Raw genomic sequence first — 20,111 nt, 5'->3', positions numbered from 1 at the left:
GCCGCACGGTCGCCCGTGCGGCCCCCTGCGAGGTGAGGCTAGAGCTCGCCCTTTCCGTAAACCAGGTCAGCCCGGCCTTCGGCCAGGCGGTAGGAAAGGCCAACGACGGCGGTACGGCCGGCCTCGATTGCGTCGGAAATCACACGAGAGCTGTCCGCCAGGCGCTGCGACGTCTGCTTGACGTGCTCCACCACCATGTCGTTGACCTCGGGCTGGTCATTGCGCAGTGAGGTCAGGACGGAGGGCGTGATGCGCTCCACGAGGTCGCGGATGAAGCCTGCCGGCATCTCGCCGGTCTGCACGGCGTCCTTCGTGGCTGTCACGGCGCCGCAGCTGTCATGGCCGAGGATGACGATCAGGGGCACGTTCAGCACGCCGACGCTGTACTCCAGGGAGCCCAGGACGGCGTCGTCGATCACCTGGCCCGCGGTGCGGACCACGAAGACGTCGCCCAGGCCGACGTCGAAAATGATTTCTGCGGCGAGCCGGGAGTCGGAACAGCCGAAGATCACCGCAAACGGATTCTGTGTCTCCACCAGCGATGAGCGGCGCGACGCATTCTGGTTCGGATGGGAGGACTCGCCGTTTACGAAACGTTCGTTGCCTTCGCGCAGGCGGCGCCAGGCCAGTGCAGGGGTCAGGTTAGTCGTCACGGCCCCACCTTACGGCGTCGGGGCCGCCGAGGGTGAAACTGTGACGGCCGGGCTGCTGTCCAGGGAGGTCACGACGGCGGCTGCCAGCGTGGAGAACTCGTCCAGTTGGGCGGCACCGGAGAGGACGACGGTACTGCCCCGGTAGTTCAGGATCATCGACTTTTCCCCCTTGCCGGTATCGCGCAGTTCCCAGTCCTTGCCGCCGGCGTTCCTGGTACCAGTGACGGGGGCGTTCTTTGTCTGCTGGAGGAGCCAGGTGGGGTTGGCGCTCTTGGTCTGCACCAGGGCGATGAACGAGGTCTTGGGTGTCAGGTAGCCGACCTCCCATGTGGGCACGCCGCTGCCCGTGCCGGTCTCCCACCGTGCGTAGTTGGCGCGGAAGGCGTTGCCGGTATCCGGCGCGACGGGTGTGAATCCGGCCACATCCGCGGCATTCCGGGCCACCGACGCAACATCGATGTCCGGCCGGTAGCCGTCACTCTTCGGCTGCGGGTTCATCAGGACCACAGGCAGGAAAGCGGCAATGCTGAGCACCAGGGCGATGATCATGCCGATCACCGAGGCGTTGGCCCGCTTGGCGGCCGCCGCCGGAATGACGGGCTTTACGGGGGTATCCGCGCCGGCCCTTGCGGCCTCGGGCCGGCCTTCGGGCTGTGCCTGGCCGGAGTTGGGGCTGGTGGCTTCCTGCATGTCATTCACTTCTCTATAGTCGCCCATCCCGGAGCCGGAGTTCCATTCGGCGGCATCAGGCCCCGGTGGCACCCGCACGCACATTGCGCTGCCGCGTCATGGGCCGCCCGCCACGCGGCCTACCGCGACTATGATCGATACCAGAGGAATCACCGCTCTGCTGCACCGGCAAGCGGGTTCAATGATCGCCACTCGAAGAAGAGGTTCACGTGTCACCAGCGTCCATGACCCAGAAGTACTCCACGATTTCACCGTCCCTTGCGGTGGGCCACGACGAGCCGGACCGCAACCTTGCCCTTGAACTCGTCCGCGTCACCGAGGCCGCTGCCATCGCCGGCGGCCACTGGGTTGGCTTTGGCGACAAGAACACCGCGGATGGTGCGGCCGTCGATGCCATGCGTTCCTTCCTGCAGACCGTCCACTTCAACGGCGTCGTGGTGATCGGCGAAGGCGAAAAAGACGAAGCACCCATGCTGTTCAACGGCGAGCGTGTCGGCGACGGCACCGGCCCGGAGTGCGACGTCGCGGTCGATCCGATCGACGGAACCCGGCTGACCGCCCTTGGCATCAACAACGCCCTGGCCGTCCTCGCCGTGGCCGAGCGCGGCTCCATGTTCGATCCCTCCGCCGTGTTCTACATGGAGAAGCTCGTCACCGGCCCTGAAGCTGCGGACATGGTGGACCTGCGCCTGCCGGTCAAGCAGAACCTGCACCTGATCGCCAAGGCCAAGGGAGTGAAGGTGAACCAGCTCAACGTCATGATCCTGGACCGTGACCGGCACCGCCCGCTCGTGGAAGAAATCCGCGAAGCCGGCGCTCGCACCAAGTTCATCATGGACGGCGATGTCGCCGGCGCTATCGCGGCGGCCCGCTCCGGCACCGGCGTGGACGCCCTGATGGGCATCGGCGGAACTCCTGAGGGGATTGTGGCCGCCTGCGCCATCAAGTCCCTTGGCGGCGTCATCCAGGGCCGTCTCTGGCCCACCAGCGACGAAGAGAAGCAGAAGGCCATCGACGCCGGCCACGACCTGGACCGCGTGCTTTCAACCAACGACCTCGTCTCCAGCGACAACTGCTACTTCGCCGCGACGGGCATCACCGACGGCGACCTGCTCAAGGGCGTGCGGTACTCCAAGGACAAGGTCCTGACCCAGTCCATCGTGATGCGGTCAAAGTCGGGAACCATCCGCTTTGTGGACGGCGAGCACCAGGCCAGCAAGTGGGAGGGCTACGCCCGCAAGAGCTGATCTTCATCCGGTAACGGATACCAAAGCCCCGGGGCGCCGTGCGCGCTCCGGGGCTTTGCCATTAACGCCTTGGTATAGGGTTTAAGCCATGATTCCTGCCGTTGTGCCCTGTACTGACCGCGCCCTCTGGGACGAAAATGTCGACCGGTTCCAGGGCCACCCGCAGCAGCTGTGGGGCTGGGGCGAGACCAAGGCGATGCACGGCTGGTCCGTGGACCGGGTGCTCGTCAAGGCCGGTGAGGACACCATCGGCTGCGCGCAGCTGCTGGTCCGGAAGCTGCCCGTCCCGTTCCGCGCGCTGGTCTACATCCCGCGCGGGCCAATGTGCTCGGCGGAGAACACCCAGGCAGTACTCAACCGGTTGGCCGAGCACGCAGCCCTCCGGCACCGGGGCGTTGCCCTCAGCATTGAACCGGACTGGGACCGTGATTCCGCCTTCGCCGGTGCGGTGGCCGCCGCCGGCTTCCGGGAATCGACCAACACCGTGCTGATCCCCAGGACGCTCATCCTGGACCTCACCCGGTCAGACGACGAACTGATGGCGGAGATGTCCAAGTCAACGCGGGCCAACATCCGCAAGGCGATGCGCAGCGACGTGGAATTCCGCAAGGTCAAGAATGACTCCGAACTTGAGCAGGTGCTCGCCATCTACCACGACACCGCCGAACGTGCGGGCTTCGGCATCCATGAGGACCAGTATTACCGCGACATCTTCCGGAACCTGGGTGACGCTTCGCCGATCATCGCAGCGTTCGACGGCGAGCAGATGCTTGCCTTCACCTGGCTTTCCCGCAGCGGGAGCACCGCGTTCGAACTCTACGGCGGGGTGTCCGCCGAAGGACAGAAGCAGCGCGTGAATTACGGGGTCAAGTGGGCGGCGCTGCAGTCCATGCGGGAAGACGGCTGCAGCCGGTATGACTTCAACGGCCTGCTGAACGACGGTATCTCCGACTTCAAGAAGCAGTTCGCCAAGCACGAGGACATGCTCCTGGGCACCTGGGAGAAGCCGCTGTCGCCGTTCTACCCCGCCTACTCCACAGCCATGCCCCTGGCCCGCATGGGCCTCCAGGGGGCCCGCCGGCTCGTCAAGAGCGCGGCGGGCCGGGCGCAGGGGGCTGCTAAAGCGCCGCTAGAGGCCGGTGGTCACCGCGAAGGCAAGGGCAGGCTCACTGCTGCCCGCCGCGCGGTGGACGTTGACGGGGGCTTCGGCTGCCGCCACGAACGCGCTGGCGCCACGTGACAGCTCCAGGTCGCCCTTGGGGGAGTCCAGGTAGACGGCACCGGCCACCACAATGACCACGGCGGCGCCGGACTGGGCCAACGGGACGGGACCGGAGTCCGGGCCCAGCTCGATGCGCTGAAGCTGGAACTCCCCGAACGGCGGCCGGTACAGTTCCTGGTCCATCATGGTCTTCTCGGCACGAAGCATCGGTACTGCCACGGGGCGGAAATCGACGGTGTGCAGGAGTTCGGGAACATCCACGAACTTGGGCGTCAGGCCGCCGCGCAGGACGTTGTCCGAGGACGCCATGACCTCCACGCCGAGGCCGTGCAGGTACGCGTGGACGTTCCCCGCCGGCAGGTAGACGGCCTCACCCGGTTGCAACGAGATCCTGTTCAGCAACAGCGAGATCAGGACTCCGGGATCCCCAGGGTACTTCTCGTTGAGGCTGATGACGGTTCCAAGTTCGGACTCGTACGGCGCCAGCGCAGCCCCTGAGAGCAAAGCTGCCACCACCAGCGCCGTATCCTCCGCCACAGCCTGGCCGCCGGCGATCAGCCGTTCGAAGGCGTCGTGGAGGCCCGCGCCTTCGTCTGCCGCGGAGAGGTCGGACAAGAGCGCCTGCAGCAGGGCAGGGCACTCGTCCGGAGACGGGAAGGTCCCGGCAATGTGCAGCAGGATCTTCCGGGTCTCCGCAGCGGGGCGAAACCCACACAGCGCCTCGAAGGGCGTGAGGGCGAAGATCATCTCCGGCTTGTGGTTGTCGTCCCGATAGTTCCGGTTGGCGGCATGGGGGGCGAGCCCGGCGTCGTTCTCCCGTGCGAACCCGGCCCGTGCCTGCTCCAGGCTCGGATGGACCTGGAGGGACAGCGGCTGGGCTGCGGCCAGGATCTTGGCCAGGAAGGGCAGCCGGGGGCCAAAAGCGGAGACTGATTCCGCGCCCAGGAAATGTTCCGGGTCGGAAGCAATCAGGTCGTCGAGCGGGCGTCGGGCGCCGTCCTCGGGCACATAGGCCAGCGACGGCGAATCAGGGTGCGCGCCGATCCACAGTTCGGCCTCGGGGCGCCCGGATTCGGGGCGGCCAAGCAGCGAGGCGATCGCCGTCGTCGAACCCCATGCGTAATCCCGAAGGACGTTCTCGATCTGGTACAAGGATGTTCCGTTTCCCTAGGTGTGATGGGCCGGCTACAGTGCGGCGCACTGGCCGTTGGTGGCCACGAGGTTGCGGATGGCCTGTTCGTTGCCCTGGCGCTTGAAATCGTCCAGCATCTGCTCGGTAATCGGCTCACCGTCGGGAGTGGTGGTCACCGGCGTGAAGTCCGACGGCGCCGCGGACTCCTGCGGCAGTCCTCCGGTCATGGCCCGGGATAGTCCGGCCGGCCCTGCGGCCTGGACGTGCCCGGCACCCGCTGCCGGTGCGGTGATGGCGTCGTCGCCCGCTCCGGCTGCCTGGGGTCCTGACGCGGACGCCAGAAGCTGGTCGACGCGTTCGTGGATCTGGTCGAAATCGGGGTTGGTGGAGAAAGCGGGGTCGAAGTCCGGCGGCCCGATGGTGAGCCGCTTGACCTCCTTGCCCTTGGCCTTGATGGCCAGGTCCACAAAGCTGCCCAGCTGCGTGGAGGAGATGTTGGACTCCACCACCTTGGTGCCGGCGTTGGCAATGTCCTCGAACTTGGACAGCAGGGTGGCCGGGTCCAGTTGCTTGAGCATGGCCTGCTGCACGCACTGCTGGCGGGCAATACGGGCGTAATCGTCCACGAACTCGCGCGAACGCCCGTACCAGAGGGCATGGTAGCCGTCCAAGGTGTTGTCGCCGGCCGGTATCCAGCCCAGGGGCATGCCGTGGATGCCGTTTGCCTCATCGATGGTTTCGCCGCTGATGGGCACCCAGCCCAGCCGGCCTTGATCCTGATGCCGCCCATGGCATCGATCAGCTTGGAAAAGCCATCCATGTCCACCAGGACGTAAGCCTGGATGTCCATGCCCAGCGTCCCGGACACGGCCTCCAGGGTGGCCTGCGCCCCAGGGTCCGCTACGCCCGGGTAGAGATTGGCGTGCTCGTTGGTGACCTCCGTGTTGATGGCGTTGATCAGGCATTCGTCGCCACAGTCGTAGCCGTCGGGGTAGATGGCGCGCATGGGGGAGTTTGCGCTGAACTGGGCGTTCTGGAAGTTCCGGGGGATGGAAATAATGGCTGTCTGCCCGGTCTTGGCGTCAACACTCAGCACGGAGAGGCTGTCCGGGCGGCGACCCGTGCGGTCGTTGCCGGCGTCGCCGCCCATCATCAGGAAGTTGTACCTGCCGTCCACGGGCTGAATGGCCGGACCGGACGAGAAGATGCTGCCGATCGCGTTGCGGCCCACGTTCAGCAGGTAGGCCGCATAGCCCATGGAGCCGCTGCCCAGGACCAGCGCCAACACCAGGGCGATCCCGACGGCGGGGCGGGCCCGCGGTGCCAGCAGGACCGGGCGGATGATTCGCAGGGTGTTGACGAACAACAAGGCCCAGCCAACAGCCAGGGCCGTCAGCAGGATCACCAGGACCAGCGACGTGACGGTGTTGGTGAAGACGTTGATCACCAACGTCCGGTCCAGCAGCAGCAGGACCCCTGCCAGGATCAGGAGTGCCCAGACCCCCAGCGTGACGCGCAACGCGATCCGGCCCAGCCTCCGGTCACCGGCCACGAGCTGGGCACTCCCCGGCACCAGCAGCGTCAGGAGGACCAACACAAACGCCCGTTTAGTGCGGACTGGCTGTGACGCGCTGGCCGGGTAGCGGACCGGATCAGTCAACATCGCTCCGGTGCCTGGCTTCTGAGTGCTGCTGGCCATGCCCGCCGCCCTAACGGCTGCCCCGAAGGGAGCTGGACCCGTCAGGGAAGACTTCGCTCACTTTTTGGCGCAGGCTGGCGCCCTTGCGGGAGGCGACGGCGTTGAGGTCGGCGGCGAAGTCCAAGAGGTCGGCGCGCAGAGACGCGGCGAGTTCGTCCGTGCCGGAGGCAAGCATCCGCACGGCCAGGAGGCCTGCATTGCGTGCACCGCCGATGGATACCGTGGCCACCGGAACGCCCGCAGGCATCTGGACGATGGACAGCAGGGAGTCCATGCCGTCAAGGGTCTTCAACGGAACGGGCACACCGATGACAGGCAGGGGCGTGACGCTGGCCAGCATGCCCGGCAGGTGCGCAGCGCCGCCGGCTCCGGCGATGATGACACGCAGCCCCCGCTCGTGCGCCGTCTGGCCATAGCGGATCATCTCGGTCGGCATCCGGTGTGCTGAGACGACGTCGGCTTCGAACGGAATGCCGAACTCGGCGAGGGCCTCGGCCGCCGCCTCCATGACAGGCCAGTCGGAGTCGGAACCCATGACCAGGCCCACCAGGGGGCTGGCACCGGGACCGGCGGCTGGGGTGGCTTCGGCGCTCATGCGTTCTCCTCGAAAATAGGGGAAGGTTCCTCGGCACGGGCACGTCCATCACGGATGATGGCCGCCACCGCCGTTGCCCGGCGCCTGACCGAGTCAACGTCCGTCGTCGAACTTCCCACCAGGTTGACATGGCCGATCTTACGTCCAGGCCGCACGGATTTGCCGTAGCAGTGGACCTTGGCGGCCGGCTCGCTGGCGAGGGCCATCGGATAGGCCGAGAAAAGGTCCTGGTTTTCCCCGCCCAGGAAGTTCTTCATCACTGTCACGGGGGCCAGCGCATCGGTGGCACCCAACGGCAGGTTCAGGACAGCGCGTAGATGCTGTTCGAACTGGCTGGTAATGGAGCCGTCCTGGGTCCAGTGACCGGTGTTGTGCGGCCGCATGGCCAGTTCGTTGATCAGGAAGCCGGCGCCGGCACCGGGCGTCTCGAAAAGTTCAACAGCAAGGACACCGGTGACGTTGAGTTCCGCCGCGATGCGCAGGGCGGCGTCCTCGGCGGCGGCGGCAACCTCCAGCGGGATGTCCAGTGCAGGGGCGATCACCTCGTCACAGACACCATCCACCTGGATGGTGTGGACCACCGGCCAGGCCCGGGCTTCGCCATCCGGGGTCCGCGCCACCAGGGCCGACAGTTCGCGGGTGAACTCCACCTTCGCCTCGGCCAGCAGCGGACTCATGGCGGCGAACCATTCTTCGGCGCCGGCCGCCTCCTCGGCGGACGCAACAATCCGGACGCCCTTGCCGTCGTAACCGCCGCGCGGCATCTTCAGCACCACGGGCCATCCCGTTTCCTCGCCGAAGCTGACCAGGTCCGCGACATCGGCCACCGACGCCCAGGCGGGGTTGGGCAGCTCAAACCGGTCGATGGCGGCGCGCATGACCAGTTTGTCCTGGGCGTGGACCAGGGCGTCAGGTCCGGGCTGGACATTGACCCCGGCTTCCTGGAGAGCCCTGAGGTGCGCCGTGGGCACATGCTCGTGGTCAAAGGTCATCACATCAAGGCCCCGGGAGAAGTCCAGGAGGGTCTGCAGGTCCTTGTAATCGCCCACCGGCGTGGCCGGTACGGCAGACACCGCGGAAACGTCGTCGCCTTCAGCGAGGACACGGAGTTCAAAGCCGAGTGCTGTAGCGGCAGGGGCCATCATTCGCGCAAGCTGGCCGCCGCCAACTACACCTATTACTGGAAAAGTCACGTAAGCCAGCCTACCGAAGACGTGCCGTATCCCGCTTTTCCGGCCAGGAAGCAAAAGACATTTTCTGCTGCGGGGCCGGGAGCGGGGACGTCCGGGGCCAGTCCAAAGCTTTGGGGGCTAAAATAGGTCCTTGGCCGAGTGGCCCACAGTTCGGACGGCCATGGAGGGTCATGTTTAGCGCACTTGCAGATCGAATCCGGGGGCTAGCCTCGCTCTTCTGGCGGGAAGTGGCCAAATTCGGGGCCGTAGGCGGTGTGGCATTCGTCATCGATAACGGGCTCACGTATTACCTGATGCACGGCCCGATGTCAGACAGCGAAGCAAAGGCGCGCTTCGTGGGCGCCACCGTGGCCACGGTCTTCTCGTGGGTCGCAAACCGTTTCTGGACTTTCCGGCACCGGCGCCAGGCCAACGTGCTTCGCGAATTCGTCATGTTCGTCATCATCAACGGCATCGGGATCGGGATCTCCACCGGGTTCACCGCGCTGGCCAAGTACGGGATGGGCATCAACGACAAGAACCTGCTGTTCCTGGCAGGGGTCGCCGGCATCCTCGTCGCCACGGTGGTCCGCTTCTTTGCCTACCGTTTCCTGGTCTTCAACCAGGAACTGGACCAGGAGCCGGAGTTCTCCCACGACCACGAACTCATCGAAGCCCATCCGCACCGGGAGCCCGCGCGCACGGAACGTCCGGCTTCCACCCCTGTCGACGGTGGCCCGAAGGCCTAGGACCCGCCGCTGCTAGCTGCCGTGGATGCGTTCGTCGGCCAGCAGCTTGCCCGTGAGTTCAACATCCGCGTGGGTCAGGACCACGGAACCGCCGTGCTGCCAGGCGCCCAATGCGTTGGACAGCACCCACTCGAGTCCTTTGCCCGCCGGAATATGGAGGCGGACGCCTTCATCATGGGCTGCACCAAAATCCGTGAGCAGGTCTTTGTGCTGCACCGGGCGCCCGACGCCCGTCAGGAGCGCACGGGCTGAGGGGTCCGGATCCGCGTGCGGCATGAACACGTCCCCGTGGGACCGCACCTCCGCCGCGTAGTCGATGCAGCCGCCCGGAAGGTCGCCTGCCCAGCGCATGGCGAGGGCAGGCAGCGCTACTGCAATCACGGCGTCGTGCGCATTCATTGCTTCGCCAGGCGTGTCGGTCACCAGGAAGTCTGCCGGGCCGCCGTCGAGCACTGTTTCCAGGCCGAGCTGCCAGCCCGCCAGTGCCCAGACCAGGGCTTTCCAGTGCGCCGGAAGCGCAAGCCCGAGCCGCATGCCGGGCTCCGCGTCGAGCTCGTCCTGCAGCAGGTTGCTGGTCTTGGCCACCCAGTTGTCCAGGACCCGCCCCGACAATTCCACGCGTTCCGAATCCGGCCCGTACCACGTCAGGCGCGGTGCCGTGGAGTTGCCGGAGCGGAGGCTGCCCATCAGGTTGATGGCGGGGATCGATGTCATGGCTTCATCCTGCCATCCTGGAATCCCCCGGGGCACCAGCGGGGAGGCGCTGTTACCCATCCGCTGCCCGAGTGATGTTTATCACTCCAGCTACTAAGCGTGCTTGCTATTTTGGCTTACAGCGGGTATTTTCCCCGTCGTGGCGCTGTTTTTGTGGCTTTCCCGCCCGGAATGTACTGCTTCGGACCCGCGCCACGCCGAGGCCGGCAAAAAACCCGGGCGTGGCGTGCGCAAAGTTCTCAGGTTCCACTGTCTATTATCCCGGCTACGGCTTGACTCGACCTAGTTACACGCGTGTAATTAGGTATCTAAAGCAATTGCGCAAATACCGGCACACAACCGAGTGTCCAAGTATGAAGGCAGTGGCTGCAACGTCAGGAGGGTCGCCGTGGGGCAAGCAGAGCGTATCCAGGAAGATGCCGTCGTAGCCGGCCAGGCAACGGCAAAGTACCGTGCACGGGGGGTGCCAAGCGATTGGTACGTGGACCCCGCCGATCCTGATGCGGCGGAGCGGTACAAGAGGAATACCGGCAGCGTCCTCGAGGACCAGGCCACTGCGTTCCTCGCGGCGCACGAGGCCCTGCTGGACGGTGCGGAGGCGGAGGAAGATCTGGATCCGCCCATGGAGCTTGCCGCGGGAAGCGCGCAGCCGGTATGGATCGGGCTGCCCTTCCAGCAGGATTTCGACGACGAAGGCGAACTTGGCTGGCAGACTGACGCCCTGTGCGCCCAGACTGATCCGGAGGCGTTCTTTCCGGAAAAGGGCGGTTCCACCCGCGACGCCAAGAAGGTCTGCGGCGCCTGCAACGTAAGGTCGCAGTGCCTGGAGTACGCGCTGGCCAATGACGAACGGTTCGGCATCTGGGGAGGCCTTTCCGAGCGTGAGCGCCGGCGGCTTAGGAAGCGAGCGATCTAATTCTTCAGGATGTCCATGTCACTGCCGTTGTGGTCGCCCACAACGGCAGTGCCTATCTGCCCAGAACCCTGTCGGCCCTGGCTGGCCAAACCCGGCCAGTTGACCGTGCCATCGGCGTGGATGCCGGATCCACCGACGACTCCCACAACCTGCTCCGGGAATACCTGGGCGATGCCAGCGTCCTGGCCTACCCCCGGTCCAAGGGCGGCATGGGCGCGGCCATCTCCGCCGGGCTCGCCGGGCTGGTTCCTCCGGCCGGAGCGGGTGGCGGTGACAGGGCGGAATGGATCTGGCTGCTGCACGACGACGCTGCGCCGGCGCCGGAAGCACTCGCTGAACTCCTGGGGGCCGTGGAGCGTGCGCCCTCTGTGACCGTGGCCGGCTGCAAACAGCTCGACTGGCACTCGCCGCGGCGGCTCATCGACGTCGGTCTCTCCACCAGCCGGTGGGCTGAGCGGCTCACCCTGATTGACGCCGACGAGATGGACCAGGGCCAGTATGACGGCCGCACCGACACTTTCGCCGTCAATTCCGCGGGAATGCTGGTCCGCCGGGACGTCTGGGAACAACTGGGCGGTTTCGACCCCGCCCTGCCGGGCAGCGGCGACGACGTGGATTTCTGCTGGCGGAACCGGCTCGCCGGCCACCGGGTGGTGGTGGTACCCGCCGCCCGCATGTTCCACGTCGCGCACCGGCCCCATGCCCTGGGCAACCCGGCAGCAGCCCGCAAGGCGCAGGTACACCTGCGGCTCAAGCACAGTCCCCTCTGGATGGTTCCGGTCCACGGCCTTGGCGCGTTTCTGGGCAGCCTCTTCAAACTCGTCTTGAGCATCGTCGTCAAGGATCCCGGCCACGGCATCTCCCAGCTCCTGGCCACCTGCGCGGCCCTGGGCAGGCCGCAAGCCGTGGCCAAGGCCCGGAGGGCGGCCAAGCGTACCCGGCGGATCCGACGCTCGGTGATCCGTAAGCTGCAAACCCCACGCCGCGAAGTGTGGAGCCACCGCCGGTCCCTGATGGAGGCGCTGGGATCGGACGGATCCGGCGCTGACCACTTGGTGCAGGATCCGCTCGCGCACCAGCCCAGCGGCGACGCCGCCGATGACTTTGCCGCCCTCGCCACCGCCAAGAGGGGATGGGTGGGCAATGGGGCCCTGGCCGCCGTCATCATCGCGTCAGGCGCCTCTCTCCTGGCCTTGACCGGCCTTTTACGGGCCGGTGCCGTGACCGGCGGCGGTCTGATTCCGGTGTCGGCCGGCTTGGGGGACATCTGGCACAACGCCTCCAGCTGGTGGATCAGCCTGGGCGCCGGACTTCCCGGCCACGGCGACCCCTTTGACTATGTGCTGTGGATCATCGGCGTCCTGGGCGGCGGCGATGCCAACCCTGCCATGCCCTGGCTGCTCCTTCTGGGCGCACCGCTCTCCGGACTCACCGCTTGGTTTGCGGCGGGCGGGCTGACGGTCCGGCGCCGGCTTCGCCTCGCGGCGGCTCTCTTCTGGGCGGCCGCGCCGGCCCTGCAGGTTGCCCTCAACCAGGGCCGCGCCGGCGCGCTCATAGCGCACATCATGATTCCGTTGGTGGTCCTGGGCCTGCTGCGCGCTACCGGTTCAGCCGTCGGCCACGGCCGCTTCAACCTGGATTCCCCTGCCGATGCCCGGCCCGCGGACCAACCGGCCGCCAAAGCGGGAGTCAACGGCATGCCGTCCTGGACAGCCGCAGCCGCAGCCGGCCTGGCGCTGGCCGTCACCACAGCCTCGGCGCCCTCCCTGCTTGTCCCTGCCGTTGTGCTCATCGTCCTCTGCGGCGTCCTGCTGGGCCGGCGCGGGCGGACCGTGTGGTGGGCCCTGCTGCCCAGTGCGGCCCTGTTCGTCCCGTTCGCACTTTCCACCCTCGACCGGCCGCGTGCCCTCCTGGCCGACCCCGGCCTCCCGCTCGGATTCGATGCCGCGCCATTGTGGCAGCAAATCATCGGACAGCCCTTGGCGTTCGACCCCGCCGGCGGCCTTCAGGGACTGGGATTGTTCGCCGCCGGGCCGGTGCCATGGGCCCTGCTGATGGCACTCCTCATCGCGGTTCCGATGCTGGCCCTGGCCGTCATTGGCCTCTTCTTCCCGGGACGCCCGGTCCGGGCCGTGCGATGGTTCTGGGTTGCGGCGCTGGTGGCCCTGGCCAGCGGATGGCTGACCAGCCATGTGGCCACGGGCATCAATGCGGATTCCCTGGTGACCCCCTTCCCCGGGCCGGCAGTCTCGGCCGCCTCCTTTGCCCTGCTGTCCGCCGCCGTCCTGGGAGCCGGCCAGGTCATGTCCGCCGTGGACCGCAAGGGCGCTGCCGCGTCCAAGGCCAACACTGCGGCGCGCGCCGGGCTGGCATTGGGCCTGGTTGTACTCCTGGCCGGACCGTTTGCCGGTATGGCCGCCTGGTCCGCGCAGAACCTGTTGCGTCCCGCCGCAGTTCCCGCGTCCCCTTCGGCGGCACCGGGCGGCACTTCCGTTCAATCCGGTTCCGGGACCGGGGGAGAACTGGGCGCACCACGGCTGGTGGAGGCCGCGAACGAACGGTCGCTTCCCGCTACGGCCATCGACCGCGGCACCGGACCCGAACAGACCCGCACCCTGCTCATCAGCACCGGTGATGACGGAACCTACAAGGCCTCCCTGATGCGGGGGGCCGGCACCACGCTCGACAACCTTTCCGCTATTGCCTCCGCCCGTAACATCATTGGTGGCCCCGGTGCGGAAGAGGTTCGTGACGACGACGACGTCACAGCCGCTGTCCGCCGCGTCGTGGCCACGCTGGTTGCCGGTCAGGGAGTTGATCCCCGTACCGACCTCGAACAGCTTGGCGTGGGGTTCGTGGTGCTGCGGGCCGCGGACACTGCGGCCCAGCTGACGGCCAGCCGGATGGATGCCGTACCCGGGCTGGTGGCGGTGGGGCAGACCGACGTCGGCTGGCTGTGGCGCATCAGCCCGTCGAACCAGGCGGTCCTGCAGGCTGCGGATGTCGCCCACCGTGTCCGCATCGTGGATCCACGGGGTGCCACCACAACCTCCCTCCCCTCGGGCACGGACGTGGTTGACGCTGCCGTACCGTCCGGTGCAGAGGGTCGGCTGGTGGTCCTCGCCGAGCGGGCAGACCCGGGCTGGAGTGCCTGGCTCGATGGCCGCAAGCTGACTTCCACGACCTCCGGCTGGTCACAGGCCTTCACCCTTCCGGCCTCGGCCGGCCAGCTTACGGTCCGCTACGAAAACCCGTGGGCTTTTTGGACCGCTGCCGGCCAGATCACGGTGATCGGCCTGACCCTCATCCTCGCCATCCCGATGCCGACGCAACGGCCGCGGACCGGCATCTCCCGCGACGAGGGCTCCCTGCGTAAGGAACACCAACATGCATGAGCACACCCCGCCGGTGGCCGCCGAGGCTCCGGCCCCGGTCCACGCACCGGCCACAGTCCACGGGGGAACCGGCGGGGACGCCAAGCCGTCCGACGACGGTTCAACCCGGGTGCCGCGCGGCAGGGGCCGGGCAGCATCGGTGGCCGGAGTGGCGGCAGGGGTTCTCATCCTCGCCGGCGGCGGAGCCGTGGTGGCCGCCGGATCGCTGGTACAGGGGCCGGCGTCGAGCCGTGTTCTTCCAGCAGCCGAGGCAGCTGTTCCGGCGGGAGCCAGCGTTGGTGTGTGCCCCGGCCCTGCGAGGCTGTTGGAAGGCACGGCCACAGGTACTGATGCCCAGTTCCGGCCGGAGTCGGCCACCGCCGCGACCAAGGTCACCGCCGCCGTGCTCGGCGCGGGCGGCGTACTGCCGGCGAGCCGCCTGACCCGCCTGGACGGGGCAGCCGTCGTCGAGATCGCCAAGGACGCGGGGCAGGCTCCCGCTGCCGGTACACCGCAGGAGCTCCTCGCCGGAGTGGTGGCCGACCGGGCCGCAGACCAGGTCAATGTCCTCAGCGCCAATGCGGTGGCCAACCAGAACGCATCTGCTGCAGGTGCCATGAAATACACCGCCACCGACGGCGACCTGCAAGGGAGCGCCGCGGCCACCTGCGGACAACCTTCGAACGACCAATGGCTGGCAGGAGCCAGCACCACGGTGGGCCGCACGTCCGTCCTGGCCCTGACCAACGCCTCCAGCACCCCTGCCACGGTAAGCCTTGAGTTGTACGGTGGCGCAGGGCAGATCCAGGCGCCGGGCAGCCGTGGCCTGCTGGTGGCGCCCGGCACCACGCGCAGCGTCGTACTTGCCGGCCTGGCGCCCAACGTTCCCCAGCTCAGCGTCCGTGTCCGCAGCGCCGGTGGTCCTGTGGCCGCGTCGATCCAGCAAAGCGTCCTGCGCGGCCTGACCCCGGGCGGAGTGGACTTCATTGCGCCAGGGGCGGCTCCGTCTGTCCGGCAGGTGGTGACGGGCGTGGATATCCAGGACCCGGCCGGGGTTGCCGCGCTGGCGTCCCGCAGTGGCTACGGGGATGCCGCGCCGGTGCTCCAACTGACGGTTCCGGGTGCTTCCGACGCAGTAGTGGAGATCAAACTCTACGGACGGGGCGGCCAAACCGCGCTTCCTTCGGGCGGTGTGGTCACGGCAAAGGCCGGCTCCGTCACCGAAGTATCCCTGGCCGGAGTTCCGGCGGGCCAGTACACCATTGCCGCCTCATCAGACGTTTCCTTCGTGGCCGCCGCACGAATGAGCCGCGGCCTCCAGGCCGGGCAACCCTCGGATGTAGCGTGGGCGGGCTCCGCCGTGCGGCTGGGCAGCCAGCACGTTGTTCCCGTCCCCAAGGGCGGCCTCCGTCAGCTGGTGTTCGGGGCACTGGACACGAGGGCCACCATCACCTACGCCCCCATCACCGCGGACGGCAAGGTGCGGGCGGCCGCCACCGCGGACATCGCCGGCGGAACCACCGCCACCATCACCGTTCCGGAGCAAGTCGAGGGTGCCGACGTCGTGGGTTATGTGGTGTCGGCGTCGGGAGATGCCGCCTACGGTGCCGTGCTTCTGGGCCAGGACGGGCGCAATGACATCTCCAACCTGGCCTTCCTGCCGGCCGCCGCCGGACAGGAAACCGTCCCGGTCACGCTGGGCTATTAGCAGCCCCGGCAACCAAGACCAGCCGGGCCAGCGCCGGGGGAGGTTCCGCCGCGGGGCAACCCTGCCCCCGGGTCAGTAGCGGCGTCGGTAAACTGGGTCCAGGGTCTCCGGTGCCACCCCGAGCATTTCAGCCGTGTGCTCCACCACGACGTCGTGGACCAGGTCCTGGAGCTCTTCGACGCTGGAGCATGCCTGCTCAACAACGCGGCGGTACACGGTAATCATGGGGCCATCCCCACCGGCGGCGGGACTGTAGGCCCCCATGGGCGGCGTCGTGCCGTTGGCAGCCAACTGTTCGAGGTCCGCCGGAATTTCGTCGACGCCGAACCTGACGCCGTCAAGGGTCTTGCCCCAGATGTCATGGAGCCGCTGCGCGGAGTCCAGCACCAGGTCGTCGAAGCGGTCGCCGCGGGTCCGGTAACCGGGGTGGGTGGGGAGCATCACTTCGCCGCGGAGGCCGCGTCCGTGGCGGTTCCGGCGCCGCCGCATAAAGCTTCTGCCGGTGGTTTCCATGCCCGGCGCGGCCGTGGCATCCGGGTCAGCCAACCGGACCGAAAAACCTGATTCATGGTTCGATGACTGCATACATTGACTCTAAACCCGGGGGCGGATTTACGCGATATATTCCCTTGGCGGGCCGGGCGCGTCGGGAGGGCCGCCAATGCGCGGCTTTCGCGGGATATGGGGGTAGTCTGTGATGTCGTGGGAGCTATCCGTCAGTGTTCAAGGTCCGCCTGCCGCCAGTCGGCGGTAGCCACCTTGACGTACGTGTATGCGGACTCCACCGCCGTCCTGGGGCCGCTGGCCACCTATGCCGAGCCGCACTGCTACGACCTCTGTGAACAGCACGCGGACTCGCTGACGGTTCCGCGTGGCTGGGAAGTGTTGCGGCTGGCCATGCCTTCCACCCCGCAGCAGCCCGGGCCGGATGACCTCCTGGCGCTCGCAAACGCCGTCCGGGATGCCGCGGCGCGCCCCTCGGAGCCTCAGCCGTCCGCCCAGCGCGGCCCCCATTCCGCCCTCGAAGCGCCGGCAGGAACCGAAGGGACCCGGCGGGGGCACCTGCGGGTCCTTCGGGAACCTTCCTGACCGGCATCTGGCGGTAGGCTGGTTGCTGCACATCTTTTCCGCTACCGGCGCGAGCGCGCCCGCCAGGGAGCAAGAACACATGCCAAAGATCAGTCCCGAGCTGTTGTCCGTCCTGCGCTGCCCCGTGACCGGCTCGCCCCTGGTCCAGGAAGGCGAAGAGCTGGTGGCCACCGCCGCAGATGAAGCCGGCGTCAGGAACCGGTACGCCATTGAAGATGGGATTCCGTTGCTGCTTCCGCCGGAACTGCTGGCAGCAGCGGCAACGGCGGGTTCGGACCAGCACGATCCTGCCGCGGCGGGGCAATAGATCCAACTGCATCAGCCCGCACAGAGAAAAAGCAGAGCGGGGACCAGGACCCCGGACCAAGCAAAGGACCATTCATGACTTTTGAGTACAAAGTTGCCGACATTTCCCTGGCGGAAGCCGGACGGCACCAGATCCGCCTGGCGGAGCACGAAATGCCCGGCCTGATGTCCTTGCGCGAAGAGTTTGGACCGACGCAGCCGCTCAAGGGTGCCCGGATCGCCGGCTCCCTGCACATGACGGTGCAGACGGCGGTGCTGATCGAGACGCTCACCGCGCTGGGCGCGGAGGTCCGCTGGGCCTCCTGCAACATCTTCTCCACCCAGGACGAGGCCGCAGCGGCAGTAGTTGTGGGCAACGGCACCGTTGAAGACCCTCAGGGCGTGCCCGTGTTCGCCTGGAAGGGCGAGACCCTCGAAGAGTACTGGTGGACGGCCGAACAGATCCTCACCTGGCCCGGTGCCGAGTCCAACCCCGAGCTGGGTCCCAACATGATCCTGGACGACGGCGGCGACGCCACAATGCTGGTCCACAAGGGCGTTGAGTTCGAGGCCGCGGGCAATGTCCCCTCCGCCGACCCCGAAGACTCCGAGGAGTACGGCATCTTCCTTGAGGTGCTCCGCCGCTCCCTCGCTGCGGACCCGAAGAAGTGGACCCGCACGGCGGCCACCATCAAGGGCGTCAGCGAAGAAACCACCACCGGCGTCCACCGCCTGTACCAGCTCGCGGACCAGGGCAAGCTGCTGTTCCCGGCCATCAACGTCAATGACTCCGTCACCAAGAGCAAGTTCGACAACAAGTACGGCATCCGCCACTCCCTGCCTGACGGCATCAACCGTGCCACCGACGTGCTCATGGGCGGCAAGGTCGCCGTCGTCTGCGGTTACGGCGACGTCGGCAAGGGTGCCGCGGAGGCCCTCCGCGGCCAGGGCTCACGGGTAATCGTCACCGAGATCGATCCCATCTGCGCGCTGCAGGCAGCCATGGACGGCTACCAGGTGGCCAAGCTGGAATCGGTCCTGGCCAAGGGTGACATCTTCATCACCACCACGGGCAACAAAGATGTCATCATGGCCGGGCACATGACGGGCATGAAGAACAAGGCCATCGTGGGCAACATCGGCCACTTCGACAACGAAATCGACATTGCCGGGCTGGCCCGCGTTCCCGGCGTGAAGAAGGTTGAGATCAAGCCGCAGGTCCACGAATGGGTCTTCGATGCCGGCAGCGATGCCGAGCGCTCCATCATCGTGCTCTCCGAAGGCCGGCTCCTCAACCTGGGCAACGCCACGGGCCACCCGTCCTTCGTGATGAGCAACTCCTTCGCCAACCAGACCATCGCGCAGATCGAGCTGTGGACCAAGAAGGACCAGGACGAGTACGGGAACAAGGTGTACGTCCTGCCCAAGGTCCTGGACGAAAAGGTGGCGCGCCTGCACCTGGACGCCCTGGGCGTGGAGCTTACCGAGCTGACCAAGGACCAGGCTGAATACCTGGACATCGACGCAGCCGGCCCCTACAAGCCTGAGCACTATCGTTACTGACACGTAAGGGCCCGGGCGCCGCAACGCGCCCGGGCCGTTATTTTCTGCACGTAGGATCAACAATATGGAGCCTGAGGTAAAGCCCCGCCGCCGGGGGAGCGTAACGAAGATTCTCGCCGTCGCTGCCGTGTGTGTCCTGGCTGCCGTGGGCGGGGTTTTCGCCGCCGTCGCACCGGGCCTTGCAGGCGGTCCGCTCGAATCGGAAGCCGCCTCCGCACTGCGGACCGCGCCCGGCATCGCTTCCCCCGTGGTGCCTCCGGTGACGCTGGATGCGGCACCGGCCAACGGCGCCAAGCAGGTCAACCCTGCGGCACCGGTTTCCCTCAAAGTGGCCAACGGGACCATCCAGCGCGTTACCCTCACCAGCACCGCCGGGAAGATCGTCGAGGGCAGCATTGACCCCAACGGCACGGCATGGTCCGCTTCCGGCCCGCTGGAGTTCAACACCGACTACAGCTACACCTACGTGGTCAAGGACTCGGCCGGACGCGAAACCAGCACCACCCAGGCCTTCAACACAGTCTCCAGCTCGCATGAGGCGGACGCCGCCATCTACCCGCTCAACGGCATGAAGGTAGGCGTAGGACAGCCCCTGCAGATCATTTTCAGCGAGCCGGTGGTCAACCGCGACGCCGTGGAAAAGGCCATCAAAATCACCACCACGGCGGGCCAGGGCGGTGCTTTCCACTGGTACAGCGACACCATGGTCCGGTACCGGCCAGAAAACTTCTGGGCGGCCAACTCCACCATCACCATGGACATGCAGCTCTTCGGTGTCGACCTGGGCAACGGCCAGATCGCGAACTTCAACAAAAAGGTCAACGTCTCGATCGGCGACAAGAAAGTGGCGGTCGCTGACGCCACCGCCCACACGTTCACGCTCAGCATCAACGACCAACCCGTCAAGACCTTGCCGGTCAGTATGGGGGACAAGCGGTTCCCTTCGGCCAAGGGATACGCGGTGCTGATGGAAAAGAACCGGTTCGACCACTTCCGTGCCTCCACCATCGGCCTGAAACCCGGTGACCCCGCCTACTACGGTGAAGCCGACGTCGAATACACCATTCGCCTCACCCTGAGCGGCGCCTACATCCACCAGGCACTTGAATCCGCCTACCCCTATATCGGAAACACCAACGTCTCCCACGGCTGCATCGGATTCCTGCCGGACGGCGCAGCCTGGGTGTTCGACAATATGGGAACCGGAGACGTGGTCCAGATCATCAACACTGAGGGCGATTACGCGGCCAACACCGACGGCTATGGCGACTGGAACATCCCGTGGAACGAGTACGCCAACTGA

At 66.9% G+C, this 20,111-nt stretch carries 17 protein-coding genes and 1 pseudogene; 10 read left to right on the top strand and 8 right to left on the bottom strand.

Translation table 11 applies throughout. From position 1 onward, the window contains the following. Window positions 1-38 precede the first annotated feature (38 nt). Both QF050_RS17940 and QF050_RS17935 read right to left on the bottom strand, forming a co-directional pair. Window positions 39-653 (bottom strand): carbonic anhydrase, encoded by a 615-nt coding sequence (locus QF050_RS17940; protein ID WP_308931629.1) that lies wholly within the window; start codon window positions 651-653, stop codon window positions 39-41. 9 nt (window positions 654-662) lie between these two features. Beyond that, entirely contained in the window at window positions 663-1,343 is a 681-nt protein-coding gene (locus tag QF050_RS17935; RefSeq protein WP_308932211.1) for a DUF4245 domain-containing protein, read from the bottom strand. A gap of 224 nt (window positions 1,344-1,567) precedes the next feature. Between QF050_RS17935 and glpX the strand changes: the two genes are divergently transcribed. Both glpX and QF050_RS17925 read left to right on the top strand, forming a co-directional pair. Continuing rightward, entirely contained in the window at window positions 1,568-2,590 is a 1,023-nt protein-coding gene (glpX, locus tag QF050_RS17930) for a class II fructose-bisphosphatase (RefSeq protein ID WP_308932210.1), read from the top strand. Window positions 2,591-2,678: 88 nt separating this feature from the next. Next, entirely contained in the window at window positions 2,679-3,830 is a 1,152-nt protein-coding gene (locus QF050_RS17925; RefSeq protein ID WP_308931628.1) for a peptidoglycan bridge formation glycyltransferase FemA/FemB family protein, read from the top strand. Here QF050_RS17925 and manA read toward each other — a convergent pair. From manA to QF050_RS17905, 4 genes and pseudogenes are all read right to left on the bottom strand, one after another. Further along, window positions 3,720-4,964, bottom strand: coding sequence for a mannose-6-phosphate isomerase, class I (gene manA / locus QF050_RS17920; protein ID WP_308931627.1), 1,245 nt, complete (start codon window positions 4,962-4,964; stop codon window positions 3,720-3,722). The genes QF050_RS17925 and manA overlap by 111 nt on opposite strands. 33 nt (window positions 4,965-4,997) lie before the next feature. After that, window positions 4,998-6,643, bottom strand: a pseudogene (locus QF050_RS17915) (LCP family protein). A 10-nt stretch (window positions 6,644-6,653) separates the two neighbouring features. Next, window positions 6,654-7,238, bottom strand: a complete 585-nt coding sequence (gene purE / locus QF050_RS17910) for a 5-(carboxyamino)imidazole ribonucleotide mutase (RefSeq protein ID WP_308931626.1) — start codon at window positions 7,236-7,238, stop codon at window positions 6,654-6,656. Further along, window positions 7,235-8,431, bottom strand: coding sequence for a 5-(carboxyamino)imidazole ribonucleotide synthase (locus tag QF050_RS17905; RefSeq protein ID WP_308931625.1), 1,197 nt, complete (start codon window positions 8,429-8,431; stop codon window positions 7,235-7,237). The genes purE and QF050_RS17905 overlap by 4 nt, the downstream gene beginning before the upstream one ends. A 170-nt stretch (window positions 8,432-8,601) precedes the next feature. On the opposite strand from QF050_RS17905, the gene QF050_RS17900 reads away from it, so the two are divergent. Beyond that, window positions 8,602-9,159, top strand: a complete 558-nt coding sequence (locus QF050_RS17900) for a GtrA family protein (RefSeq protein WP_308931624.1) — start codon at window positions 8,602-8,604, stop codon at window positions 9,157-9,159. A 12-nt stretch (window positions 9,160-9,171) separates the two neighbouring features. Here the strand turns inward: QF050_RS17900 and QF050_RS17895 are convergent, their stop codons facing one another. After that, on the bottom strand, window positions 9,172-9,873 hold the full coding sequence (locus QF050_RS17895) for a TIGR03089 family protein (protein WP_308931623.1): 702 nt from the start codon (window positions 9,871-9,873) through the stop codon (window positions 9,172-9,174). 388 nt (window positions 9,874-10,261) lie between these two features. Here QF050_RS17895 and QF050_RS17890 point away from each other — a divergent pair, with 388 nt between their 5' ends. Genes QF050_RS17890 through QF050_RS17880 form a run of 3 tightly spaced genes read left to right on the top strand, consistent with a single transcriptional unit; the run spans window position 10,262 to window position 15,871 of the window. After that, window positions 10,262-10,789: a WhiB family transcriptional regulator gene (locus QF050_RS17890; RefSeq protein WP_308931622.1), complete on the top strand. Its 528-nt coding sequence runs from the start codon at window positions 10,262-10,264 to the stop codon at window positions 10,787-10,789. Between the two features lie 29 nt (window positions 10,790-10,818). Beyond that, entirely contained in the window at window positions 10,819-14,184 is a 3,366-nt protein-coding gene (locus tag QF050_RS17885; protein ID WP_374121546.1) for a glycosyltransferase, read from the top strand. Continuing rightward, the gene (locus QF050_RS17880) at window positions 14,177-15,871 is read left to right on the top strand and encodes a DUF5719 family protein (RefSeq protein ID WP_308931621.1); all 1,695 of its coding nucleotides are present in this window, start codon (window positions 14,177-14,179) and stop codon (window positions 15,869-15,871) included. Before QF050_RS17885 ends, QF050_RS17880 begins: the two co-directional genes overlap by 8 nt. Window positions 15,872-15,943: 72 nt before the next feature. Here the strand turns inward: QF050_RS17880 and QF050_RS17875 are convergent, their stop codons facing one another. Beyond that, window positions 15,944-16,456, bottom strand: a complete 513-nt coding sequence (locus QF050_RS17875) for a metallopeptidase family protein (protein WP_308931620.1) — start codon at window positions 16,454-16,456, stop codon at window positions 15,944-15,946. A gap of 96 nt (window positions 16,457-16,552) precedes the next feature. On the opposite strand from QF050_RS17875, the gene QF050_RS17870 reads away from it, so the two are divergent. The 4 genes from QF050_RS17870 to QF050_RS17855 all read left to right on the top strand — a co-directional run bounded on the left by QF050_RS17870 (window position 16,553) and on the right by QF050_RS17855 (window position 20,111). Continuing rightward, a complete protein-coding gene (locus QF050_RS17870; protein WP_374121545.1) occupies window positions 16,553-16,960 on the top strand; it encodes a DUF3499 domain-containing protein in 408 nt (135 codons plus the stop codon). Between the two features lie 79 nt (window positions 16,961-17,039). After that, complete coding sequence (locus QF050_RS17865) at window positions 17,040-17,267, top strand: hypothetical protein (protein WP_308931618.1); 228 nt, start codon at window positions 17,040-17,042, stop codon at window positions 17,265-17,267. Window positions 17,268-17,341: 74 nt separating this feature from the next. Continuing rightward, on the top strand, window positions 17,342-18,808 hold the full coding sequence (gene ahcY / locus QF050_RS17860) for an adenosylhomocysteinase (protein ID WP_308931617.1): 1,467 nt from the start codon (window positions 17,342-17,344) through the stop codon (window positions 18,806-18,808). A 64-nt stretch (window positions 18,809-18,872) separates the two neighbouring features. Continuing rightward, window positions 18,873-20,111, top strand: a complete 1,239-nt coding sequence (locus tag QF050_RS17855; protein WP_308931616.1) for an Ig-like domain-containing protein — start codon at window positions 18,873-18,875, stop codon at window positions 20,109-20,111.

This window comes from Arthrobacter sp. SLBN-112 (genome assembly GCF_030944625.1).
Lineage (GTDB): Bacteria > Actinomycetota > Actinomycetes > Actinomycetales > Micrococcaceae > Arthrobacter.
This window is presented reverse-complemented; position numbering and strand designations above follow the sequence as displayed.